The sequence below is a fragment of the Pseudomonas sp. GW823-FHT06E10 genome, from assembly GCF_058794995.1.
Genome location: NZ_JBXAHJ010000018.1, coordinates 45,434 through 69,371 on the forward strand (window position 1 = coordinate 45,434; position 23,938 = coordinate 69,371).

Annotated in this window: 15 protein-coding genes; 10 read left to right on the plus strand and 5 right to left on the minus strand. The window is 62.3% G+C overall.

The annotated features are described in order from the left end of the window. Positions 1–6 precede the first annotated feature (6 nt). From peaB to peaD, 3 genes are read left to right on the plus strand one after another with little or no spacing between them, the layout of a single operon-like run. Complete coding sequence (peaB, locus tag AC1Q6Y_RS24405) at positions 7–1,437, plus strand: quinohemoprotein amine dehydrogenase maturation protein (RefSeq protein WP_057713924.1); 1,431 nt, start codon at positions 7–9, stop codon at positions 1,435–1,437. A gap of 1 nt (position 1,438) precedes the next feature. Continuing rightward, the gene (qhpC, locus tag AC1Q6Y_RS24410; protein ID WP_008016081.1) at positions 1,439–1,762 is read left to right on the plus strand and encodes a quinohemoprotein amine dehydrogenase subunit gamma; all 324 of its coding nucleotides are present in this window, start codon (positions 1,439–1,441) and stop codon (positions 1,760–1,762) included. Between the two features lie 21 nt (positions 1,763–1,783). Next, positions 1,784–2,902, plus strand: a complete 1,119-nt coding sequence (peaD, locus tag AC1Q6Y_RS24415; RefSeq protein WP_090456933.1) for a quinohemoprotein amine dehydrogenase subunit beta — start codon at positions 1,784–1,786, stop codon at positions 2,900–2,902. A gap of 282 nt (positions 2,903–3,184) precedes the next feature. Here the strand turns inward: peaD and AC1Q6Y_RS24420 are convergent, their stop codons facing one another. Both AC1Q6Y_RS24420 and AC1Q6Y_RS24425 read right to left on the minus strand, forming a co-directional pair. Further along, positions 3,185–3,586 carry a lysozyme inhibitor LprI family protein gene (locus AC1Q6Y_RS24420; RefSeq protein WP_090456932.1) on the minus strand — a complete coding sequence of 134 codons (402 nt, stop codon included), beginning with the start codon at positions 3,584–3,586 and terminating at the stop codon, positions 3,185–3,187. A gap of 62 nt (positions 3,587–3,648) precedes the next feature. After that, positions 3,649–4,047, minus strand: coding sequence for a GFA family protein (locus AC1Q6Y_RS24425; RefSeq protein ID WP_057713926.1), 399 nt, complete (start codon positions 4,045–4,047; stop codon positions 3,649–3,651). 197 nt (positions 4,048–4,244) lie between these two features. Between AC1Q6Y_RS24425 and AC1Q6Y_RS24430 the strand changes: the two genes are divergently transcribed. Next, positions 4,245–4,733 carry an SRPBCC family protein gene (locus AC1Q6Y_RS24430; protein WP_057713927.1) on the plus strand — a complete coding sequence of 163 codons (489 nt, stop codon included), beginning with the start codon at positions 4,245–4,247 and terminating at the stop codon, positions 4,731–4,733. Between the two features lie 285 nt (positions 4,734–5,018). Here AC1Q6Y_RS24430 and inhA read toward each other — a convergent pair whose 3' ends face one another. Further along, positions 5,019–5,705: an isonitrile hydratase gene (gene inhA / locus AC1Q6Y_RS24435; protein WP_090456930.1), complete on the minus strand. Its 687-nt coding sequence runs from the start codon at positions 5,703–5,705 to the stop codon at positions 5,019–5,021. An 88-nt stretch (positions 5,706–5,793) separates the two neighbouring features. On the opposite strand from inhA, the gene AC1Q6Y_RS24440 reads away from it, so the two are divergent. Beyond that, positions 5,794–6,777, plus strand: a complete 984-nt coding sequence (locus tag AC1Q6Y_RS24440) for a GlxA family transcriptional regulator (RefSeq protein WP_492625333.1) — start codon at positions 5,794–5,796, stop codon at positions 6,775–6,777. 38 nt (positions 6,778–6,815) lie between these two features. Here the strand turns inward: AC1Q6Y_RS24440 and AC1Q6Y_RS24445 are convergent, their stop codons facing one another. Further along, positions 6,816–7,448, minus strand: coding sequence for a BRCT domain-containing protein (locus AC1Q6Y_RS24445; RefSeq protein WP_057713930.1), 633 nt, complete (start codon positions 7,446–7,448; stop codon positions 6,816–6,818). Positions 7,449–7,459: 11 nt separating this feature from the next. After that, positions 7,460–7,849 carry a hypothetical protein gene (locus tag AC1Q6Y_RS24450; RefSeq protein WP_349735356.1) on the minus strand — a complete coding sequence of 130 codons (390 nt, stop codon included), beginning with the start codon at positions 7,847–7,849 and terminating at the stop codon, positions 7,460–7,462. A 250-nt stretch (positions 7,850–8,099) separates the two neighbouring features. Here AC1Q6Y_RS24450 and AC1Q6Y_RS24455 point away from each other — a divergent pair, with 250 nt between their 5' ends. The 5 genes from AC1Q6Y_RS24455 to AC1Q6Y_RS24475 all read left to right on the plus strand — a co-directional run bounded on the left by AC1Q6Y_RS24455 (position 8,100) and on the right by AC1Q6Y_RS24475 (position 23,911). Beyond that, the gene (locus AC1Q6Y_RS24455) at positions 8,100–9,272 is read left to right on the plus strand and encodes an MFS transporter (RefSeq protein WP_150814764.1); all 1,173 of its coding nucleotides are present in this window, start codon (positions 8,100–8,102) and stop codon (positions 9,270–9,272) included. Positions 9,273–9,459: 187 nt separating this feature from the next. Continuing rightward, the gene (locus AC1Q6Y_RS24460) at positions 9,460–10,194 is read left to right on the plus strand and encodes a thioesterase II family protein (protein WP_492625334.1); all 735 of its coding nucleotides are present in this window, start codon (positions 9,460–9,462) and stop codon (positions 10,192–10,194) included. 259 nt (positions 10,195–10,453) lie between these two features. After that, positions 10,454–19,690, plus strand: coding sequence for an amino acid adenylation domain-containing protein (locus AC1Q6Y_RS24465; protein WP_492625335.1), 9,237 nt, complete (start codon positions 10,454–10,456; stop codon positions 19,688–19,690). A gap of 52 nt (positions 19,691–19,742) precedes the next feature. Next, on the plus strand, positions 19,743–20,801 hold the full coding sequence (locus tag AC1Q6Y_RS24470; protein ID WP_492625336.1) for a TauD/TfdA family dioxygenase: 1,059 nt from the start codon (positions 19,743–19,745) through the stop codon (positions 20,799–20,801). Between the two features lie 11 nt (positions 20,802–20,812). Next, positions 20,813–23,911, plus strand: coding sequence for a non-ribosomal peptide synthetase (locus AC1Q6Y_RS24475; protein WP_492625337.1), 3,099 nt, complete (start codon positions 20,813–20,815; stop codon positions 23,909–23,911). The last annotated feature ends 27 nt before the right edge of the window (positions 23,912–23,938 follow it).

A 23,938-nucleotide genomic window follows, 5' to 3' on the forward strand; every position in this document is an offset into this window, starting at 1 on the left:
TTTGCCATGGGCGCTATCTTGAATCTGGTCGAACGCAACCTGCACGAAGTGCAGGTCGATGCTGACCGCATGCTGTTTCACATCCCCAGCAGTTCGCTGTTCGCCAGCGATGAACTGACGGGCACCATCATCGACACCTTGCGCGGGCCAGGTTGTTCCTCGGACGACCTGATCCAGCGCCTGGCCGCGCGTTTCAACGGCGAGGAAATCACCGAGACCCTGCGCGAGCTGATGGCCCTGGAACTGGTCAGCGACGGCTCGCCGCTGACCCCGGACATCGCCACCAAGCGGGTCGAGCGTACGGCGATCAATACCGTGGTGCTCAACGTCAACACCGGCTGCAACCTGAGCTGCACGTATTGCTACAAGGAAGACCTCGACAAGCCGTCGGCGGGCAAGAAGATGGACGTCGAAACGGCGATCGCCTCGGTGGAAATGCTGCTGCGCGAATCCCCGGACGAAGAGCGTTTCACCGTGGTGTTCTTCGGCGGCGAACCGCTGAGCAACCGCAAGCTGATCGAGTACATGGTCGACTATTGTGAGAAACGTTTTCGCGAGGCGGGCAAGTTCGTCGAATTCGTCATGACCACCAACGCCACGTTGCTCACCGAAGAAACGGTGGATTACCTCAATGCCCATCGTTTCGGGCTGTCGGTGAGCATCGACGGGCCGAAGACCGTGCACGACCGCAACCGCATCACCGTGGGCGGGCAGGGCACCTATGACGTGGTGCGGCGCAAGGCCGAGATGCTGTTGTCGCGCTACAACAGCCGTCCGGTCGGAGCTCGCGTAACGCTCACCACCGGCGTGACCGACGTCGAAACCATCTGGGATCACCTGTTCAACGAACTGGGTTTTGCCGAAGTCGGCTTTGCCCCGGTGACCTCCGGCGACATCAGCAGCTTCAATCTCACCAGCGATGAACTGGTGCAGGTGTTCGCCAACATGAAGGCGCTGGGTCGTCGATACCTGGAAGCGGCGCTGGAGCACCGCAACATCGGTTTCTCCAACCTGCACCAGCTCATCACCGACATCCACGAAGGCCACAAGAAAGCCCTGCCGTGCGGCGCGGGCCTGAAGATGCTGGCGGTGGATCACAAGGGCGAGCTGAACCTGTGCCACCGTTTTACCGGTTCGAGCCTGCCGACCTTCGGCAACGTCCATAGCGGCGTGAAACAGGTGGAGTTGAACGACTTCCTGTCCCAGCGCCTGGACCGTACCAACACCGGCTGCGAAGACTGTCAGATCCGCAACCTGTGTTCCGGCGGCTGCTACCACGAGAGCTACGCCCGCTATGGCGATCCGACCCACCCAACCTATCACTACTGCGAACTGATGCGTGACTGGGTCGACTTCGGCATCGAGGTCTACACCCGGATCATGACCAATAACCCTGCGTTCATCAGCAGTTACATCACTCCGCGCAAGGCTCACTGATATGAAACATCTCAAGGCAATCAATAACAAAGCGTTGAAGCTGGATCAGGCCGCGGATGAAAACCGCATAGAAGAAGTGGTGGCCATGAGTTCCGTGGCGGGCTGTGCCTCGACCACCGACCCGGGCTGGGAAATCGATGCGTTTGGCGGTGTGTCGTCGTTGTGCCAGCCGATGGAGGCCGACCTCTACGGGTGCTCCGACCCTTGCTGGTGGCCGGCCCAGGTGCCCGACATGATGAGCACCTACCCGGACTGGAACAAGGATGCCCAGGCGTCCAACGACAACTGGCGCAACCTCGGCACTGTCTTCCCCAAAGACAAGTGATCACAGAAGAAGGATTCCAGCATGCGTAACATCAAAGCCTGCGGCCTGGCCGCGTTCGCCGTCCTGAGCAGCTGTTCTGTCAGTGTTCTGGCCGATGAAAATACCGCGCTGCAAGTCGGTCACGAATACATGGTGACCACCAACTACCCGAACAACCTGCACGTGATCGACCTGGCCACCGACACGCTGTTCAAGACCTGCAAGATGCCCGATGCCTTCGGTCCCGGCTCCGTGCAGTTGTCGCCGGACCGCAAGACCGCCTACGTGCTGAACAATCACTATGCGGATGTCTACGGTGTCGAACTGGACAACTGCAAGCAGGTGTTCCACGCCAGTATCACCCAGAAGCCGGGTGAGAAGGCCAGGTCCATGTTCGCCTTCACGGTCAGCCACGACGGCAAGGAACTGTACACCGTCGCCAACCCGACGCTGATGATGAACGATCGCTACGAAGTGCAGCAGCCACGGCTCGACGTGTATTCGACCGATGCCGGCATGGACGCCAAGCCGCTGCGCAGTTTCCCGGCGCCGCGCCAACTGACCATCATGCAGAGCGGTGACGACGGCACGCTGTACGTGGCGGGGGCGGATGTCTACAAGGTCAACGTGCAGACCGGCAAGTTCGATGTGCTGATCCCCAGCCGGCACTGGAAGCGCCCGAACTACAGCGCGCCGGACGTGCTCTACGTTTGGAACCAGCAGACCTACCGGCATGACTTCTCGCTGCTCTACACCGCGGCGAAATTCAAGGACAAGAAACAGGACCCGGCCACCGCCGAATACCTGTACGGCCTGTTCAGCGTCGACCTGAAGACCGGCAAGACCGAAACCACCGACTTCGGGCCTCTGACGGAGATCTACTTCAGCGGTATGCGCTCGCCCAAGGACCCGAACCTGATGTTTGGCGTACTCAACCGCCTGGCCAAGTACGACATCAAGCAGAAGAAAATGCTCCAGTCCGCCGCGCTCGATCACTCGTATTACTGCATTTCCTTCAACAAGGACGGCAGCAAGATCTACCTGGCGGGGACGTTCAACGACGTGGCGATCTTTGATGCCGACAGCCTGAAGCAGACGGGCAGCATCAAGTTGCCGGGCGGAGACATGGCGATTACCACGGCGCAGATTTTTGTCCGGTAATTGCGGCGCCTGAACTGACGCCTTCGCGGGCAAGCCCGCTCCCACAGTGGATTTTTGGTGTGGTCACTATTGTGTGAACACCACTGAACCCTGTGGGAGCGGGCTTGCTCGCGATGGCGGCATGTCAGGCAACATCAATGTTGAATGTGCCGACCTCATCGCGAGCAAGCTCGCTCCCACAGTTTTTGTGGTGACGCCGGCATTGCGAGTACACCCTAATCCCCTGTGGGAGCGGGCTTGCCCGCGAAGATGCCCTCAAAAACACTGCAAAAACAGCAAAAATCAAACCCCCGGCACCGGGCAACTCATATCCCCCTCCTGGCATTTCAGGTAGTTCTTGAACGTCTGAACCCGTGCCTTGGTCAGTTCCGTGGTGCAGTTGCTGTAAATCAGCGGATACACACTCCCGCCTTCCACCCCGGATGCCGAAAACTTGCACTCGGCATCGCGGAACGCAACCCACGCCCGCTGCGCACCCACTAACTGCTTCTTGCTGTCCGGGTTGCTCTTGAGCCGCGAAGTGATCTGCTGGTACAGCGCATTCAATTCCTTGTCGGCGGCCGCGTTCTGCTGCGCCGCGCACTGGTTCATCGTCGCCTGATCGCTGGCGTTGTCGCAGTCCACGGCGAACGCCATGGAGGTGAACAACAAGGGTGTCAGCGCCAATAAGAAGCGTGGGTTCATGCTGGAGTGCTCGCTGTGACCGAAAGAGAGGTGCAGTGTAGCGCCGAGGGGCATTTGGCTCTCTACGCTTGCCATTGCACGTGCTTTTCCACCGAATCGTATTCAAGCCATGGCACATCGTGAGACGTCCAGATATGCGCTTGGGGCGTCATCCGCGGATCGGTATCCAGCGTCGCCACCCGAACAATCACGTGAGGCTGGGCCGGCCGTTCGGCCATCAGGTGTGAACCGCAGACTGAACAGAAATACCGAAACTTGCCCGGCGACGATTCATGGTGGCTCAGGCGATCCTGGCCTTTGGTCCAGCGAAAATGCTCGCGCATGACTCCGGCGGTCGATGCAAAAGCCGCTGCGTGTGCCTTGCGGCAGGTTTGGCAATGGCAGTGGCTGATGGGCATGTCGAGGCTATCGAGCTCGTATTCGATGGCCTTGCACAGGCAACTGCCGCGCAGATTTTTCATGTCGCTATCCTTTTCGATGCTGTTTCGAGGGCGAACGTTAGCAGTTTCGACCCGCTGACTTTGCGATTGCCCAGAACTTATCCACGTAAATGCAACCGAATATCTCAGGTATGGTTGATTGCACATCCCGATTGGTACAACTTTAGAGTTGGTCTTGTGGTCTTACTGGCCTACTGTTCAAGTACAGGAGGTGACTTATGAACCCAGCATCTGATCGCATCGAAAGGAAAATCCTGCTCAAGGCCAAGCGTTCACAGGTCTGGCGTGTGCTGGCCAATGCCGAAGTGTTCGGACAGTGGTTTGGCGTGGCGCTGGAAGGCAAGCGCTTTGTGGCAGGCGAATGGACCCAGGGGCAGGTTACCTATCCCGGTTATGAACATTTGCGCTGGAATGTACTGGTAGAGCGGGTCGAGCCGGAACGGCTGCTTTCGTTTCGCTGGCACCCGTATGCCGTGAACCCTGAAGTCGATTACTCCCAGGAACCCACCACCCTGGTGAAATTCGAGCTCGAAGACATGGACAACGGCACGTTGCTCAAGGTCTCCGAGTCCGGTTTCGATCACATTCCCCAGGCCCGTCGCGAAAGGGCTTTCCGCATGGACAGTCGTGGCTGGGAAGAGCAAATGAACAATATCGAGCAGTTTTTGATCGACAATGCCAAAGCCCACGAGCAACAGAGTGGCTGAAGTCGGCTCGAAACCTGAGGCGTCTAAGGGTTTTCGGAGGGTGGTTTATAGCGAATGTCTTACACGCGATGGTAGCGATATCGCCTGTTACAAATTGGATCCGAAGCGTAATCTGGCCTCACCCACTGAAGCACAGGATGTGCTCAGGATCATGGATGATCGACCATATGCAAGGAACGCTACGACAAGGAGTCGTCATGGTCTTGGAAAAACCCGCTTCGGCGGGTTTTTTTTGCGTGCATGAAAAGTCGTGGCGGCAGGAACCGGGTTCCCGCCGCCATTTTTTCACTGTCGATCGAGTTTCGCCGCCGCACGCTCGGTGATCTGCGCCCGCAGTTTCAACGAGTCGGCAGCCCGCTGGCGAGCCTCTCCCAACACGCTGGCCGGGGCCGTCTCGGGGCTACCCGCGGTAAACGGCGGGGCCGGGGCGTATTCCAGTTGCAGTTGCACCAACTCGGCGGTGGCCTGGTCGAACAGCTCGGCGGCCAGGGTCAGAGCGAAGTCGATACCGGCGGTGATGCCGCCACCGGTCAACAGATTGCCGTCACGAACCACCCGGTCTTGCACCGCGATTGCGCCCAGCGGCTTGAGTAATTCGTGATATGCCCAGTGAGTGGTGGCGCGTTTGCCCTTGAGCAATCCCGCCGCACCCAGCACCAGCGAGCCGGTGCACACCGACGTGATGTACCGCGCGTTGGCGGCCTGTGCCTTGAGAAAATCCAGAGTCTGGTCATCTTCCATCAAGGGACCGACGCCACTGCCACCGGGCACGCAGATCACGTCCAGTGCCGGGCAATCATCGAAGGTGGTGGTCGGTTTCAACAGCAGGCCGGTGCTGGCGGTGACCGGCATCAGGTCTTTCCAGATCAGATGCACTTTCACATCCGGCAGCGAGGCCAGTACGTCGTAAGGGCCGGTCAGGTCCAGTTGCTGAACCTGTGGAAACAACAGAAAACCGATCTGCAACGTCATGGTGTTTTTCTCGTGAAGTGGGTGGACGGTTTGACTCTAGGCTCGTAGGCTTTGGCGCATACGCCAATATCCCCACGAATTACGCCAAATGTCGAAAACCATCCATGTACTCGCTTTCGCCAACGTGCAATTGCTCGACGTCACCGGGCCGTTGCAGGTTTTCGCTTCGGCCAACGACATTGCCCGCCAGCAAGGCCTGCCGCCACCCTATGCGCCGACGGTGATTGCCAGTGGCGGCGGGGCGGTGATGTCGTCGGCGGGGTTGGCGCTGTTGGCCGAACCGTTGCCGGATGAGGGCACTGATACCCTGATCATCGCCGGTGGCTGGGGTGTTTACGCAGCGGCGCAAGATGCGCCGTTGGTCGCCTGGGTGCGCGAACATGCCCGTGGCTGCCGGCGGGTTTCCTCGGTATGCACCGGTGCGTTCCTGCTGGCGGCCAGCGGCTGGCTCGACGGCCGGCGCGTGGTCACCCACTGGACCCGTTGCGAGCAACTGGCGCAGCAGCATCCGCAACTGCACGTCGAGCCCAACCCGATCTTCATCAACGACGGCCCGGTCTGGACCTCGGCCGGGGTGACCGCCGGCATCGACCTGGCGTTGGCCATGGTCGAAGAAGACCTGGGGCGCACCATGGCCCTCGAAGTCGCGAGACAACTGGTGGTGTTTCTCAAACGTCCGGGTGGCCAGTCGCAATTCAGCGTGACCCTGTCACTGCAACAGGAAGGCAACCGTTTCGATGAACTTCACGCCTGGATCAGCGAAAATCTGGCCCACGACCTTGGTATCCCGACCCTGGCCTTGCAGGCCGGCATGAGCGAACGCAGCTTCGTGCGCCACTACCGCGCCGACACCGGCCAGACCCCGGCCCGGGCCATCGAACTGATCCGCGTCGAAACCGCGCGACGTTTGCTCAGCGATACCGGCGTGCCGATCAAACGAGTAGCGGTGCAATGCGGCTTCGGCAGCGAAGAAACCCTGCGCCGCAGTTTCCTGCGGGCCATGGGCGTGACGCCGCAGGCATATCGGGAGCGGTTTTCGGTCAGTGTTGGTGCAGATTCAATGGTGCCTTGAGCATCTTTTAGCCTGAGCCTGATGCAGTTACCCCACGGTCACCCGAACAGCACCCTTTGCCAGTGTTCTTCACTGATGATCGCGATAGGAACACCGCTCTCTCTTAGCTCGACCGCTTTTTTGATCTTGGTTCCATAAGTGCTATGAAGCCACTGATCGTTTCCGATGCTGCCCACCACGAGATAGTTGATTTTTCTGCTGACCGAACCACCGATCTGACCGCCGCGTTCGACAATCAGCGATTCACATTCTTTGCGCGGACCGTAAGCCATGACTCCGGTGAACAGGAAAATCCGATCAACCAAGTTCAGTGTGGGGGCAGGGTTGTCGAGTGGAAGACTGCAAGGCGTTGTGAAGATCTGGTCAGAGCCAACCGGCAGACCTGCAAACTGGTGCAGCATATCCAGTAGCTCAGCCGATTCTTCGGAGTCCAGCACACCATCACTCAGCATGTCGGAGAGGCGTTTGTAGAGGATGTTCACGACCGGATCACCCAGATGACACAAATGAACTTCGATCCAGCTCTTGAGAAACTCGGCTTCCTGCTGGTTGATCTGGCCATCGGCAGCGAGTCCAGCCGTAATGCCTACCAGTGCGTCGGCTGAACGTCTATCAATGCGTGCTTCGTGGAAAAATCCACTGTTTTGAAATTCCTGATGCAAATCGACCATCGTCCCTGCTCCTAGGATTCAACTTCCGCTATTTGATTGAAATACTTCGCCCGGTCCGGGGTAAACGTCACCACCATCCCGGTTCGCGAGCAAGTCAGCGCCCGCTCCTGGTTCAAATCAACATCCAGATCTTCCCCACGCAGCCCCTGCCACTGCGCGAGGTATTTGAGGGAGCCGTACTTTTCGAGTTTCTTCAGGCTGCGGCTGACGCCACCTTTCCAGCCCAGTACCGGCAACTCGCCGGCGAGGCACTGTCGGGCGAGGTCGGGGAAGCGGGCGGCGCGCTGGCGGCCGACTTCCCAGCATTTGATCAGGCCCTTGTCGTCGGCCTCCCAGAGTTCTTCGCGGTTCAAACCGTTTCGGAGCGGGGAGGCGATGCTGCGATGGATGCGTTGGGTCATTCTGGTTCCTTGAATTCGGGTGGTTCTGCACAGCTCCGCTGTACCCGTTCATCAAGGATGTTAGGTGGGGATGTCATGGCTGGCAACAAGGTATTTCCGTTCGGCTCGCTTCCACAAAGAACTGCCTGCACCAATCAATTGTGGGAGCGAGCTTGCTCGCGATGGGGCCTTCACATTCAACCAACAATTCCACGCTTCCCCCGCAATCAGCCGTTATGGCAACGTGCAGTCCCCTGATGAGACCCGTCCCATGGCAAACCCCTATCGAGAGTTATTCAAAGCCCCCGGCAGCCGCGCATTCGTGCTGGCCGGAATGATCGCGCGCATGCCGATTTCCATGACCGGCATCGGCCTGATCACCATGCTCTCGCAGTTGCAGGGTGGCTACGCAATGGCCGGCGCGGTGGCGGCGACGTTCGCTCTGGCCACGGCGTTTTGTGCGCCTCAGGTGTCGCGGCTGGTGGATCGATTTGGCCAGGGGCGGATTCTGCCGGTATCGGCGTTGCTGGGCGGTGGGGCACTGTTGCTGTTGTTGCTGTGCACGCGGTTGCAGGCGCCGCACTGGACGCTGTTTTTCTTCGCCGCGCTGGCCGGTTGCATGCCGAGCATGTCGGCGATGGTGCGGGCACGCTGGACTGAGGTGTATCGCGGCCGCCCCGAGTTGCAAACCGCCTACGCCCTGGAGTCGGTGCTGGACGAAGTCTGCTTCATTGTCGGGCCACCACTGTCGGTGGGGTTGTGCGTGGTGGCATTCCCCGAGGCCGGTCCGCTGGCGGCCTTGCTGGCGCTGGCCATCGGCGTCACCGCATTCGTCCTGCAGCGCAGCACGGAGCCGCCGGTGCATCCCCATGAAGAGCATCACCAGGGCTCGATCATCCGTTGCCGCGACATTCAGTTGCTGATGCTGTTGATGGTCGCCATGGGCACCATTGTCGGCGTGGTGGACGTGGTCAGCGTTGCCTTCGCCCAGCATCAGGGCCAACCGGCGGCGGCGAGCATCGTGCTGTCGGTGTACGCCATCGGCTCGTGCCTGGCCGGGTTGGCGTTCGGCGCACTGCGTTCGAAAGTGCCGCTGGCGCGCCTGTTCCTGTACGGCGGGGTGGCGACGGCGGTGACCACCTTGCCGTTGTTGCTGGCGACGAACATTTTCGGTTTGTCATTGGCGGTGTTTGTCGCCGGCCTGTTTTTCGCGCCGACGCTGATTGTCGCCATGGCCCTGGTGGAGCAGATCGTACCGCCGGCCAAACTCACCGAAGGCCTGACCTGGCTGGTCACCGGCCTGAGCATCGGCGTGGCGATCGGCGCCGCCGGCTCCGGCTGGCTGGTGGACGCCTTCGGCGCGCGCAGCGGGTTCTGGCTGGCGATTGCGGCGGGGGCAGTGGTGCTCGGTTCGGCAATCCCGAGCTATCGTCATCTGAAATAGAGATTCAATGCTGGAAACAGCCTCCTGTGGGAGCGAGCTTGCTCGCGATGACGGTGTGTCAGGCACTCATGATGTCGACTGACACTCCGCTATCGCGAGCAAGCTCGCTCCCACAGGGTTACTCACATGGCTAATTCTTTGGGCACCTCATCCGTTCTCTTTACAGATAACTTTCGAGGAAAGCCCGGTGACCCCGCTGACATTGCTGTGCCTGCCCTATTCGGGCGCGAGTGCCATGGTCTATAGCCGTTGGCGGCGAAAACTGCCGGAGTGGCTCAAGCTGCAACCGGTGGAGCTTCCGGGGCGGGGCGCGCGCTACGGTGAGCCCTTGCACACCGACATGCGCCGTCTGGCGCTGCAACTGGCCCAGGAACAGAAAGCCACGCTCAAGGCGCCGTATGCGTTGTTCGGGCACAGCATGGGGGCGCTGCTGGCCTGCGAGATGGCCCATGCGTTTCGCTCGCTGGGTTGCCCGGAACCGGTGGCGCTGTTCGCCTCGGGCACCGCCGCACCGACGCTTCGCGCCGATTACGACCGTCAGTATGCCGAGCCGAAAACCGACGCCGAACTGATCGAGCAATTGCGCACCCTCAACGGCACCAGCGAAGAGATCCTGGCCAATGAAGAGTTGATGAGCCTGACCCTGCCGGTGCTGCGCGCGGACTTCCTGCTGTGCGGGCGTTTCGAGCCGGTGCAGCGCCCGTTGCTCAGGTGCCCGGTGCACGTGCTCGGTGGCAAGACCGACCGCGCCACCGCCGAACAGTTGATCGGCTGGAGCCAGGAAACCCGAGGCAGTTTTTCGGTGGACATGCTGGCTGGCGGGCACTTCTTCATCCATGAGCAGGAAGCGAAGGTGCTGCGGGTGATCAAGGATCAGCTTGAGGTGCATCATCGGCGGCATTCCATGGCTGCCGTGGGTTAACACCACTCCCAAATTTCACCCGATCCCTGTGGGAGCGAGCTTGCTCGCGATGGCGTCGTGTCAGCCGGCAATAATGGTGCCTGACACACAGCTATCGCGAGCAAGCTCGCTCCCACATTTTTGATTTTCAGCGGCCCAGAATTTCGCGTTTCACTCCCTCCTGATACTTGTTCCCATCCGCTAATTTTTCCCGCCTGCATTCGTTTTATAGGGACGACGCGCCCTTGCGCCTGCTGCCTACTGATGCGGATGCCGATAGATGAATGCTGAAGACTCCTTGAAACTCGCTCGCCGGTTTATCGGGTTGCCCCTGGAAAAGCGTCAAATGTTCCTTGCGGCCTTGCACAAGGAGGGCGTGGATTTCGCCCGTTTTCCGATTCCGGCCAGCATCGAGGCTGAGGATCGCCAGGCGCTGTCGTACGCCCAGCAACGCATGTGGTTCCTCTGGCAACTGGATCCCCGCAGCGGTGCCTACAATCTGCCGGGCGCGGTGCGGCTGACCGGGTGCCTGAACCTGTCGGCGCTGGAGCAGGCGTTCGCCAGCCTGGTGGCGCGGCATGAAACCCTGCGCACGGTGTTCGCTCGTCAAGCCGATGACAGCCTGTTGCAAGTCCCTGCTACGGCGCCGCTGGTCATCGAGCAGGTGGATTTCAGTGCATTGCCCGCCACTGAGCGCGAACAGGCGGTGGCCCGTTCCGCCGAGCAGCAATCGGTGCTGCCGTTCGATCTGTCGACCGGTCCGCTGCTGCGGGTCACCTTGCTCAAGCTCGCAGGGCTTGAGCACGTGCTGTTGCTGACCCTGCACCACATCGTCTCCGACGGCTGGTCGATGAACGTGCTGATCGACGAATTCATCCGCTGCTACGACGCCTTCGATGCCGGCACACAACCGCAGCTGACGCCGCTGCCTATCCAGTACAGCGACTACGCCCTGTGGCAGCGCCGCTGGCTGGAGGCGGGTGAGCAGGCGCGGCAACTGGCGTACTGGCAGGCGCAATTGGGCGATGAACATCCTGTGCTGGAACTGCCGCTGGATCATTCGCGCCCGGCGATGCCGAGCTATCGCGGTACCCGCTACGAATTCGCGGTCCAGGCGCAACTGGCCGAGCAACTGCGCAGCACCGCACAGAAGCACAACATCACCCTGTTCATGCTGTTGCTCGGCGCTTTCAACACTTTACTGCATCGCTACACCGGGCAAACCGACATCCGCGTCGGCGTGCCCATCGCCAACCGCAACCGCGCGGAAATCGAAGGCCTGATCGGCTTCTTCGTCAACACCCAGGTGCTGCGCACCCAACTGGACGGCCAGACCCGGGTCGACGACCTGCTGCGCGCCATCAAGGAAACCGCCCTTGGCGCCCAGGCCCATCAGGACCTGCCGTTCGAGCGCTTGGTCGAAGCGCTGAAACTGGAGCGCAGCCTCAGCCACACGCCGCTGTTCCAGGTGATGTACAACCACCAGCCGCATGTGGCCGACATGGCCTCGGTCAGCACTGCGTCCGGCCTGGAGCTGGGCAGCATCGACTGGCAAAGCCGCACCACCCAGTTCGACCTGACCCTCGACACCTGGGAGAAGGGCGGCAAGCTGCACGCCGCGCTGACCTACGCCAGCGACCTGTTCGAGGCCGATACCATCGCGCGCATGGCCCGGCACTGGACGCGCCTGTTGCAGGCGATAGTCGACGACTCGACACAAAAAATCGGTGAGTTGCCGATGCTGACGGCGGATGAGCAGCAAGTGCTGGTGCAGGACTGGAACCGCACCGCCGAGATCTATCCGGTCGAGCAGTGCATGCATCAGTTGATTCAGGCCCAGGCCCGACGCACCCCCGGCGCGCCGGCACTGGTGTTTGGCGATCGTCAGCTCAGCTACGTGCAACTCGACGCCCGCAGCAATCAACTGGCGCACTGCTTGCGCGAGCAGGGTGTCGGCCCGGATGTGCTGGTGGGGATCTGTGTCGAGCGTTCACTGGAAATGGTCATCGGCCTGCTGGCGATTCACAAGGCCGGTGGTGCCTACGTACCGCTGGACCCGGAATACCCGGCTGAGCGCCTGGCCTACATGATCGAAGACAGTGCGATTGGCCTGCTGCTCACCCAAAGCACTTTGCTCGGCACACTGCCCACCGAAGGCGTCAAGGTCATCGCCCTGGATCAGGAGCAAGACTGGCTCGACGGCTACAGCGAGTCCTGCCCGCCAGTTGAAGTGCATCCACTGAACCTGGCCTATGTGATCTACACCTCCGGTTCCACCGGCAAGCCCAAAGGCGCCGGCAACAGTCACGCGGCGCTGGTCAACCGCTTGTGCTGGATGCAGCAGGCTTACGGGCTGGATGGCGGCGACTCGGTGTTGCAGAAGACCCCGTTCAGTTTCGACGTATCGGTGTGGGAATTCTTCTGGCCGCTGATGACCGGCGCGCGCCTGGTGGTGGCGCCGCCGGGTGCGCATCGTGAACCGGCGCGGTTGATCCGCCTGATCGGTGAGTACGGCATCAGTACGCTGCACTTTGTGCCGTCGATGCTCCAGGCGTTCATCCACGAACCGGGTGTCGAGGCGTGCGCCGGCCTCAAGCGCATCGTCTGCAGCGGTGAAGCCTTGCCGCTGGATGCCCAATTGCAGGTGTTCAAAAAGCTGCCGGGCGCCGGGTTGTACAACCTTTACGGCCCGACCGAGGCGGCCATCGACGTCACCCATTGGACCTGCATCGACGAAGGCGCCGACAGCGTGCCCATCGGCCGGCCCATCGCCAACCTGCGCACCCATGTGCTGGATGCACAATTACTGCCGGTTCCGGCCGGCGTGGCGGGGGAGTTGTACCTCGGTGGCGCCGGGCTGGCGCGCAGTTATCACCGCCGTCCGGCGCTCAGCGCCGAGCGTTTTGTGCCGTGCCCCTTCCATGACAGTGCGCGCTTGTACCGCACCGGCGACCGCGTGCGGCAGCGCGCCGATGGGGTGATCGAATACCTCGGGCGCCTCGACCATCAAGTCAAATTGCGTGGCCTGCGCATCGAACTGGGGGAAATCGAAACCCGGCTGATGCAGCATGCGTTGGTGCGTGAGGCCGTGGTGCTGGTGCAGGGCGGCAAGCATCTGGTGGCGTATCTGGTGCTGGAAAACGCCGACACCGATGCGCAGTGGCCGCAAACCCTCAAGGCCTGGCTGCTCGACAGCCTGCCGGAATACATGGTGCCCACCTACCTGATGCCGCTGGACGCCTTGCCGGTGACCGCCAACGGCAAGCTCGACCGCAAGGCTTTGCCGCCGCCCGATGCCACGCCGCAACAGGCATTCGTTGCGCCACAAGTTCCGATGCAGATCGCGCTGGCGCAGATCTGGCAGGACGTATTGGGCGCGGAACCCGTGGGCCTCGAAGACAATTTCTTCGAGCTCGGCGGCGACTCGATCATTTCCATCCAGGTGGTCAGCCGTGCCCGCCAGGCGGGCATTCGCCTCAGCCCGCGGGATCTGTTCCAGTACCAGACCGTGCGCAGCCTGGCATTGGTCGCGGCGTTCGACAGCCGCAGCGCTGTCGATCAAGGCCCGGTCAGTGGCGAGGTGATCCTGACCCCGGCACAGCATTACTTCTTCGAACAGGCCATCGCCCAGCGTCAGCACTGGAACCAGTCGCTGCTGTTGACGCCCCGGGACGCGTTGAATCCTGAGGTGTTGGAGCAGGCCTTGGTTACCGTCATCAACCACCACGACGCCTTGCGCCTGCGCTTCATCGACGGTGCCGAAGGCTGGCAGCAGCGCCACGCGGCGCCAGTCGAGTCAGCTGGATTGTGGCAACGTCGGGCGTCTTCGACCGAAGCCTTGACCGCCCTGTGCGATGAAGCCCAACGCAGCCTCGATCTGGCAAGCGGGCCGCTGCTGCGCGCCTTGCTGGTCAGCCTCGACGATGGCAGTCAGCGCCTGTTGCTGGTGGTTCATCATTTGGCCGTGGACGGGGTGTCATGGCGGGTGTTGCTCGAAGATTTGCAACAGGCTTACCGGCAAGTGGCGCTGCCCGAGAAAACCAGCGCCTATCAAGCCTGGGCCGCACATCTGCAACAGCATGCCGGCACCTTGCCTGGGCAAATGCCGTACTGGCAGGCGCAACTGGCGGACGCCCGGGACCTGCCGTGCGACAACCCCAAGGGCAGCTTGCAGCAGCGCCACGGGCACAAGATCGAATCGAAACTGGATGAGGAACTGACCCGCCAGTTGCTGCAACAGGCCCCGGCGGCCTATCGCACCCAAGTCAATGATCTGTTGCTCACGGCGTTGGCGCGGGTCATCTGCCGCTGGAGCGGGCAGGGCTCGACGCTGATCCAGCTGGAAGGCCACGGCCGCGAAGACCTGTCCGACGACCTCGACCTGAGCCGCACCGTCGGCTGGTTCACCAGCCTGTTTCCGGTCCGCCTGCAACCCGAGGCCGGGGTGGTAAATTCGATCAAGTCGATCAAGGAGCAACTGCGCGCCATTCCCGGCAAAGGCCTGGGCTATGGACTGCTGCGCTACCTGGGCGAACCGGCGCAGCGCCAGGCCCTGCAAGACTTGCCGGCGCCACGGATCACCTTCAACTACCTGGGGCAGTTCGACCGTCAGTTCGACGACGCCGCGCTGTTCGTCCCGGCCCCGGAAAGCGGCGGGCAGGCCCAGGGCGATGATGCGCCACTGGCCAACTGGCTGACCGTGGAGGGCCAGGTCTATGGCGGGCAGCTCTCGCTGCAATGGGGCTTCAGCCGTGACATGTTTGCCGAGTCCACGGTGCAGCGACTGGCCGATGCCTACACCGAAGAACTCAAGGCACTCATCGAGCATTGCTGCGCGACAGCGCCAGGCCAGGTTACGCCGTCGGACTTCCCACTGGCGCGCATCACCCAGGCACAACTCGATGCCTTGCCTGTTGCGGCGCCGGCCATCGAGGACGTTTACCCGCTGACGCCGATGCAACAGGGCATGCTGTTCCACACCCTGTACGAACCCCAGGCCGAGGCCTACATCAATCAATTGCGCCTGGACATCCAGGGGCTGGAGTTGGCGGCATTCGGCCGGGCCTGGCAGGCCGCGATCAACCGACACGACATCCTGCGCAGCAGCTTTCACTGGCTGGGGCTTGAGTGCGCGCATCAGGTGATTCATCGCCAGATCGACCTGCAACTGCAAGTGATCGAAGCAGCCGACATCGACCTCGATGCACTGGCCGCCGAGGAGCGCAGCCGTGGCTTCGAACTCGGCACCGCGCCATTGTTCCGCCTGCTGCTGGTGCGTCGGGGCAGTGAAGGCTGGCACCTGATCCATACCAGCCATCACATCCTCATGGACGGCTGGAGCAACGCCCAGTTGCTCGGCGAAGTGATCCAGCACTATGCCGGCCAGACGTTGGCCAGGCCGTTGGGGCAATACCGCGACTATCTGGGCTGGATTCAACAGCAGCCGCTGCTGGCCGCCGAACAGTTCTGGAGACAGGCGCTGGCGCCGCTGGAAACGCCGACGCTGCTGGCGCAAGCCTTGCCGACGCCTGCCAATGGGTACGGCATGGGTGAACATCAATTGACCCTTGAAAGCGCCGCGCTACAGCGCCTGAGCGATTTTGCCCGCCAGCAGAAAATCACCCTCAACACCTTGCTGCAAGGCGCTTGGGGCCTGCTGTTGCAACGCTACACGGGCCAGTCCTGTGTGGCGTTTGGCGCAACGATTGCCGGGCGCTCCGCGCCGCTGCCGGGCATAGAGCAGCAGTTGGGGCTGTTCATCAACACCTTGCCGATCATCGCCGCTCCGCAAGCGGGGCAGTCGGTGGCCCAGTGGCTCAACGACCTGCAAGCCCAGAACCTGAGCCTGCGCGAGTTCGAACACGTGCCGCTGTACGACATTCAGGGCTGGGCCGGGCAACAGGGGGCGCTGTTCGACAGCCTGCTGGTGTTCGAGAACTTCCCGGTGGCCGAAGCCCTCAAGCAAGGGGCGCCGGCGGGCCTGACCTTCGGTGCGCTGCACAATCACGAAATCACCAGTTACCCGCTGACCCTGGGCATCGAAGTCGGCGCCAGCCTGCGCCTGGATTTCAGTTTCGACCGAACCCGGTTCAGTGCCGCGCAGATCAGCCAGTTGGGCGCCAGCCTGTTGCAGGTGCTGGAGCAGTTCGTCGCACAGCCACAACAGGCATTGGGCGCGGTCAGCTTGCTGGATGCACAGGCGCAAGCAATGGTGCTGGCGTGTTCCCGTCCGCCGGCGCCGCCAATCGATAGCCCGTTGTTGGCTCATCAGCGGTTTGAGCAACAAGCGGCACGCACCCCCGATGCGCTGGCGGTGATGGTCGGTGACGAGCGCCTGACCTACGCCCAGCTCAATGCGCAAGCCAACCAGCTCGCCCATCGCCTGCGTGCCCAGGGCGTGGCGCCGGGGCAGCGGGTGGGCCTGGCGGTGCGACGCAATGCGCAGATGATCGTCAGCCTGATGGCGATCCTCAAGTCCGGCGCCGGTTATGTGCCGCTGGACCCGGATTACCCGGCCGAGCGCCTGGCCTACATGATCGAAGACAGCGGCATGGACCTGCTGCTGGCGCAACCGGGCCTGCTGGCCGATGTAGCGCTGCCGCAAGGTTTGCCGCGCCTGGCGCTGGAGCCGGGCGCAGACACCGGGTATTCCACCGACAACCTGATCAACCTCGCCAGCGCCGAAGACCTGGCCTATCTGATCTACACCTCCGGCTCCACCGGACGCCCGAAAGGTGTGTGCCTGGCCCATGCCGCACTGCGCGAGTTTTGCGTGATCGCGGCGCACTATTCACAACTCACCCCGCAAGACCGCGTGCTGCAATTCGCAACGTTCAGCTTCGACGGCTTTGTCGAGCAGTGCTACCCGCCATTGTGCGTGGGCGCGGCGCTGGTGATGCGCGGCGATGAACTGTGGGACACCGACACCCTCTATCGCCAGATCATCGAGCATGGCGTGACCCTGGCGGATTTGCCGGCGGCGTACTGGTTCCTGCTGTCTCAGGAGTGGTCCGCGCACCCGCAGCGGGACAAGGGGCGTTTGCGTCAGGTCCACGTCGGCGGCGAAGCCATGTCGCTGGAAGGTTTGAAGCTGTGGCACGCCGCCGGCCTGGGCGATGTGCGCCTGCTCAACACCTACGGGCCAACCGAAGCCACGGTGGTGTCCAGTACTCACGAATGCACACTGGCCGATACCCGCAATCACATTGGCGTGCCCATCGGCAAAGCCCTGCCGGGGCGTGCGCTGTATGTGCTGGACAGCGAAGGCCACCTGCTGCCGACCGGTTGCGTCGGCGAATTGTGCATCGGCGGCGACGCCGGCCTTGCCCAGTGTTATCACCAGCGACCGGGCTTGAGCGCCGAACGCTTCATCGCCGATCCGTTTTCCAGCACGCAGGGCGCGCGGCTGTACCGCAGCGGCGACCTGGCGCGCTATCGCGAGGACGGTGCGCTGGAGTACCTGGGACGCATCGATCATCAAGTGAAAATCCGTGGTTTCCGGGTTGAGTTGGGTGAGCTGGAAGCGCATCTGCAAGGCTTGCCGATGATCAGCGAAGCCGCAGTGCTGGTGCATGAAGGCGTTGGTGGCAAGCAATTGATCGGCTACGTAGTGCTGGCCAGTGATGAATGGCTGAACTCGGATCCCCGTCAACTCACCGACACCGTGCGCCGCGCCCTGGGCGAGCGCCTGCCGGACTACATGCTGCCGGCGCAACTGGTGTTGCTGGCCGCGTTGCCGCTCAACCGCAACGGCAAACTCGACCGCGCCGCGTTGCCGGCCCCGCAGGTCTGGGAGGCCGACGTTGGCAGCGCCCCGCAAGGCGCACTGGAAATCGAACTGGCGCAGATCTGGCGGCAGGTGTTGCAGGTCAATCGCGTCGATCGGGAAAACAGCTTCTTCGAATTGGGCGGGCACTCGTTGCTGGCGACGCAAATCATCTCGCAGATCCGCCAGCGCCTGGGCCTTTCGGTGAGTTTGCGCAGCCTGTTCGAACACCCGCGCCTCGAGGATTTCGCCGCTCAGGTGCAGGCGCTGCAACACAGCTGTGAGCGCCCGGCGCTGGTGGCGGATACCTCCGGCGAACGCCAGCCGTTGTCCTTTGCCCAGCAGCGCTTGTGGTTCCTGTGGAACCTCGAACCGGACAGTTCGATGTACAACATGCCGGGTGCCTTGCGCCTGCGCGGCGAACTGAACCTCGACGCCCTGCGCCGAACCTTCGAAACCCTGGTGCAGCGTCATGCCGTGTTGCGCACCACCTTTTACGAACAAGACGGCCAGGCCTGGCAGCGGGTGCACAGGCAATTGCCGTTGAGCTTCGAGGCCAGCGACCTGCGGCATCGACCGGCGCCGGACGTCGAAGCGCAGCAACTGGCCCGCGAGGAGGTCGCCCGGCCATTCGACCTGCGCCACGGTCCGTTGCTGCGGGTGCGGGTGCTGCGGGTCGCGGATGACGAACATGTGCTGTTGCTGACGGTGCACCACATCGTCGCCGATGACTGGTCGTTCCGCGTCCTGATCAATGAATTCGTCACGCTCTATCCAACCCTCAACCGTGGCCAGACCCCGCAACTGCCGGCGCACAGCGTGCAGTACGCCGACTTCGCCAAATGGCAGCGCCAGTGGCTGGAGCAGGGCGGCGAGTTGCAGCGCCAACTCGACTACTGGCAGCAGCGCCTTGCCGAGTCACAAGCGGTGCTCGAGTTGCCCGCCGATGGCGACCGGCGCACGGCGCAAGAGGGTGCCAGTGCTCATTTCACCTTCAGCGCCGAACTCAGCCAGCAGTTGCGCGACTTTGCCCAACAGCGCGATCTGTCGCTGTTCATGCTGCTGCTGGCCGGTTTCACCCTCGTCCTGCGCCAGCGTACCGAGGTCAGTCGGGTGCGTATCGGCACTGATATCGCCAACCGAAATCAAGCCGAGCTTGAAGAAATGGTCGGCTTCTTCGTTAACCAATTAGTGCTGCAAGTGGAGGTCGATGCCGAGCAGTCGGCGGCGCAGTTGCTGGAGGCCTGTCGCCGGGCGGTGCTGGAGGCTTCGGACCATCAGGACCTGCCGTTCGAGCGTCTGGTGGAAGCCCTGCGCTTGCCGCGCCGGGCCGGCCGTTCGCCGCTGTTCGACATCAAGCTGATCTACCAGGAAGGCGTCGGTCGCTTGCCGTCGATGGAGGGCCTGGAGGTCGAGGACTTCCCGTCCGGGCGCCAGGCCGCCGAGATCGGCATGGTCGCCGCGTTCTACAACGATGCCGAGCACATTCACCTGAGTTTCGAAACGCCGGTGGGCCAGTACCTGTCGAGCACGCTGGAGTGTTTGTTCGAACAGATCCGGGCAGTACTCCAGGCGCTGATACGCGCTGACGGAGTGCAGGTCGGTGAGTTGCTGGACCTGGCCGCCGATGTGCAACGCCGTGCCGATGCGCGCTTGAGCGAACAACGCAAGGCGTTGCTCGGCGGCGCCATGGCGATCAAGCGCCGCTCGGCGAACCGTGGCGCACCGGCAACGCAATCCGCGGCGGACTGATTCAGTCGGCGGCGCCTTTGAGCGCCGCCGTCAACATTTTCTGGAGGGGTTTATGACCGTTTCAACGACCAAGTCCATTCCCAAGATGGGTCGTGGTGCCCGCAAGAGCCTGTCCACCGATCCGACGCGGCTGGTGAGTTTTGCGCCGATGTTCGAAGGCCTCAGCATGCCGCTGGTGTGCCGTCCGGCCGTGTCCGGCGTGAGCCTGGTGGAATGGGCGACCCAGAATCGCGCGCTGATCGAAAGCAAGCTGCTGGAACACGCGGTGATTCTGTTCCGTGGCTTCCAGGTGGCTGATATCGGCGAGTTCAACCGCTGCGTCGACGGGATTTCCGGCGGTGCCCTGGAGTACCTGTTCCGCGCCTCGCCACGGACCCAGATCAGCGGCCAGTTCAAGATCTACAGCTCCACCGATTACCCGGCGCCGGAGAAAATCTTCCCGCACAACGAACACTCGTATTCACCGGTATTCCCGCGTCACCTGTATTTCTACTGCGACACGCCGTCGGCCACCGGCGGCGAAACGCCGTTCGGCGATACCCGCCGGATCCTCGCGCGGATCGACCCGGCGGTGCGCGAAGAGTTTGCCCGTAAATGCATCATGTACGTGCGCAACTACGGCGACGGCATGGGCCTGCCATGGCAGACCGTGTTCCAGAGCGAGGATCGCGCCGAGGTTGAAGCCTACTGCGCCAAAATCGGCATCCAGGCCGAATGGAAGCCGGGCAACCGCCTGCGCACCCGGCAGAACGGCCCGGCCATCGTGCGCCATCCACTGACCGGCGAGCGCATCTGGTTCAACCACGGCACCTTCTTCAACGCACTGACCCTGCCGGACAGCATCCGCGACAACCTGCTGCGTGAGTTCGGCCCGCAAGATTTGCCGCAAAACACCTTCTTCGGCGACGGCTCGCCGATTCCCGAGGACGTGATTCGTCACCTGCAAGGCATCTACCGCGAGGTGATGGTCGAGTTCGCCTGGGAGAAGGGCGACGTGGTCCTGCTCGACAACATCCTCAGCGTGCATGCGCGCAACGAATTCACCGGCTACAGAAAAATCCTCACGGCCATGGCCATCGCGCAGAAAAGCGCCGACCTGGAACAGGAATAAGGACACCCGACATGAACACCACCGCCCTCGAACCTACGGTAGACGTATTCCAGACTTCGGCCCAGCAGGCCTTTTATTTGCGTGCCCAGGAGCTGGGCGCACGACCGCTGTTCGCCACGCTGACGTTGCCGGTCGCCCGGCCAGTGGACGCCCGGGCGTTGCGCAGGGCACTGGAAACACTCAGTCAGCGCCATGAAATCCTGCGCACGCTGTACCGTCGTCTGTCGGGCATGAAGTGGCCGGTGCAGAGCCTGTGCGATGGGTTGCCGCTCACCCTTCCGGGTAACCAGCCTTCAGTGGCCGGTGCCTTGAGCCGCAGCCGTGAAGTCATGGTTGAAGATTCGAATCAGACGCTGGTGGTGGCGCAGGTTGAAGACGAGGCAGGGCAGCCTTTCATCACCCTGCTGGCCCCGGCATGCAGCATCGACGAGGCATCGCTGCGGGTGCTGGCGAGTGAACTTGGCAGCCTGTTGCGTGGTGAAACCCTGGTCGACGACGAGGACGCGCTGCAATACCTGGACTACAGCGCATGGCAGGAAGAACTGCGCGAAGAGGACATCGGCCACCAGGGCGCGGCGTTCTGGCGCAACCTGCAATCGCAGTTCGTCGTGGCTCATCGCGTGCCGTTCGAAAAAGCCGTCGAAGTCACTCTGGTTCGTCGTCAGGCAACATTGATTGACGCCCCATGGCTTGCTGGCGTGCAACGGGTCGCTGCCGAAACGGGCGTTGAGGCAGAGCAATTGGCGCTTTTGCTGTGGACTGCATTCGTTGCACACATCGGCCACCAGGAAAAGCTGCTGATGGGCTGGCAGGTGGAGGGGCGCAACGAGCAAACCATCGCCACCCTCGGACGTTTCGCCCGGCGTTTGCCGGTGGCCTTCGATCACCGCAGCCAGCAGACACTGGCACAAGCGTTGGTGGCGTTTGCCGCCAGCGTCGAACAGTCGCTGTCGTGGCTCGATTGCCTCAATGAATTCGAACTGAGCGCCGAAGGTACCGCGCCGCTGCGTTACGGCTTCGTCTATCAGGCCACCATTGAAAGCGCTATCGAGGTGGACGACGGCAACCCCGAAGTCCTTCGCCTGCGTGTGCAGGGCGATCAGTTGCAGTTGTCGTGTCTTGACGGTGCGCTGCCCGAACCGATGCTGGTTGAATGGCTGGAGCAGTTTGTCGAGTTCAGTCACCAATTGCTGAGTTCGTCCGAAATGACCCTGGCTCAGGCGACTCTGGTCAATGACGCACAACTGACCCGATTGGTCGAAGGCTTCAACCCGAACGCCACCGAGCAGGCATTGCCGTTCCGCTTCCTGCAAGAACTGTTCAGCGAACAGGCGCACCTGCATCCGCAACGCATCGCCCTGAGCGTCAACGGTCAGCGCCTGAGCTATGCCGAACTGGATGCGCGCTCCAATCAGGTGGCCAATGCCTTGCGCGGCCGAGGCGTGACACCGGATGAAATTGTTGCGGTCTACGGCCGGCGCTCCCTGGAAATGGTCATCGCCCTGTTGGGCACGCTCAAGGCTGGCGCTGCGTACTTGCCGCTGGACCCGAACTACCCGATCGAGCGTCTGGCGTTCATGCTCGCCGATACCGGCGCGCGCCATGTGCTGGCCTGCCAAACGCTGCCGGATGCATTACCTGGTGAGCGGACAATTTCCCTGATGCCGGGGGCCGAAGTCTGGTCCGCCGCGCAAACCCGGCCTGAGCCACAAGGCGACAGCGCCAATCTGGCCTACGTCATCTACACCTCCGGTTCCACCGGAAAACCCAAGGGCGTGATGATCAGCCATGCCAACGCCGTGGCCTCGACCCTGGCGCGCAATGCCTTTTATCGCCAGCCGCTGCGCGGGTTCCTGATGCTCTCGTCGTTCTCCTTCGACAGCTCGGTGGCCGGGGTTTTCTGGGCGTTGGGGCAGGGTGCGACCCTGTGCCTGCCGGACGAAGACAGCTACAAGGATCCGGCGCAACTGGCGGCGCTGATCCAGCGCGAAGAGATTTCCCACTACCTGACCTTGCCGTCGTACCACGCACAGATTCTCGAACACCTCGACCGCCAGGCGCTGGCCTGTGTGATCGTCGCTGGCGAAGCCTGCAGCAACGCACTGGTACAGCGACATCGCGAGGCATTGCCGGGGGTGGCGCTGGTCAACGAATACGGCCCGACCGAGGGCACCGTGTGGTGTTCGGCCTGGGAGTTGCCCCTCAGCGATGATGACGACAGCATCCCCATCGGCCAGCCGATTGCCGGCATGCGCATCCATGTGCTCGGCCCGGACCTGCAACCGGTGGCCGTGGGCGTCGAAGGCGAGTTGTATGTCGGCGGGGCCGGCATTGCCCGAGGTTATCTGCAACGGGCCGCGCTGACGGCCGAGCGTTTTGTCCCCGACCTGTTCGCAAAGGCGGCGGGCCAGCGCCTGTACCGCACCGGCGACCTGGCGCGCTATCGCGCCGATGGCGTGCTGGAGTATCTGGGCCGGGTCGATCACCAGGTGAAAATCCGTGGCTTCCGCATTGAGCTGGGCGAAATCGAGTCGGCCATGCGCAACGCGCCGGGCATCGAGGACGCCGCCGTGATTGCCCGGGAAACCCCGACCGGCCCGCAACTGCTGGGCTTCGTGGTGTCCCCGGCCGACACCGCCGACATCCGCCTCAACGAATTGCGCAGCCACCTGGCCGAGGCGTTGCCCGAGCACATGCAACCGGCGCGCTTGCAGGTGCTGGAGCGCTTCCCGTTGATGCCCAACGGCAAACTCAATCGCCAGGCCTTGCTCGATCTCGATGTGCGCCGCAGCGTTTTCGTCGCGCCACGCAACGACCTGGAAAAAACCCTGGCGACGATCTGGGCCGAAGCGCTGCACGTCGAACGCGTCGGCGTGCATGACAACTTTTTCGAACTCGGCGGGCACTCGCTGCTGGCCACGCGCATTCGTGCGCGGATTCAGGAAGAACTGAACCTGGCGATCCCGCTCAAGCTGTTTTTCGACGGTGACACCCTGGAACGCCTGGCGGCGCAGATCGAGCAGTTCCGTCAGCACAGTGAACATAAAGAAAACGATGTAGACGCCCTTGAAGCGTTGTTCGACGAAGTGGATGAGGAACACGCGCGATGAGTGCTGCACCGGACAGAATGATGACCC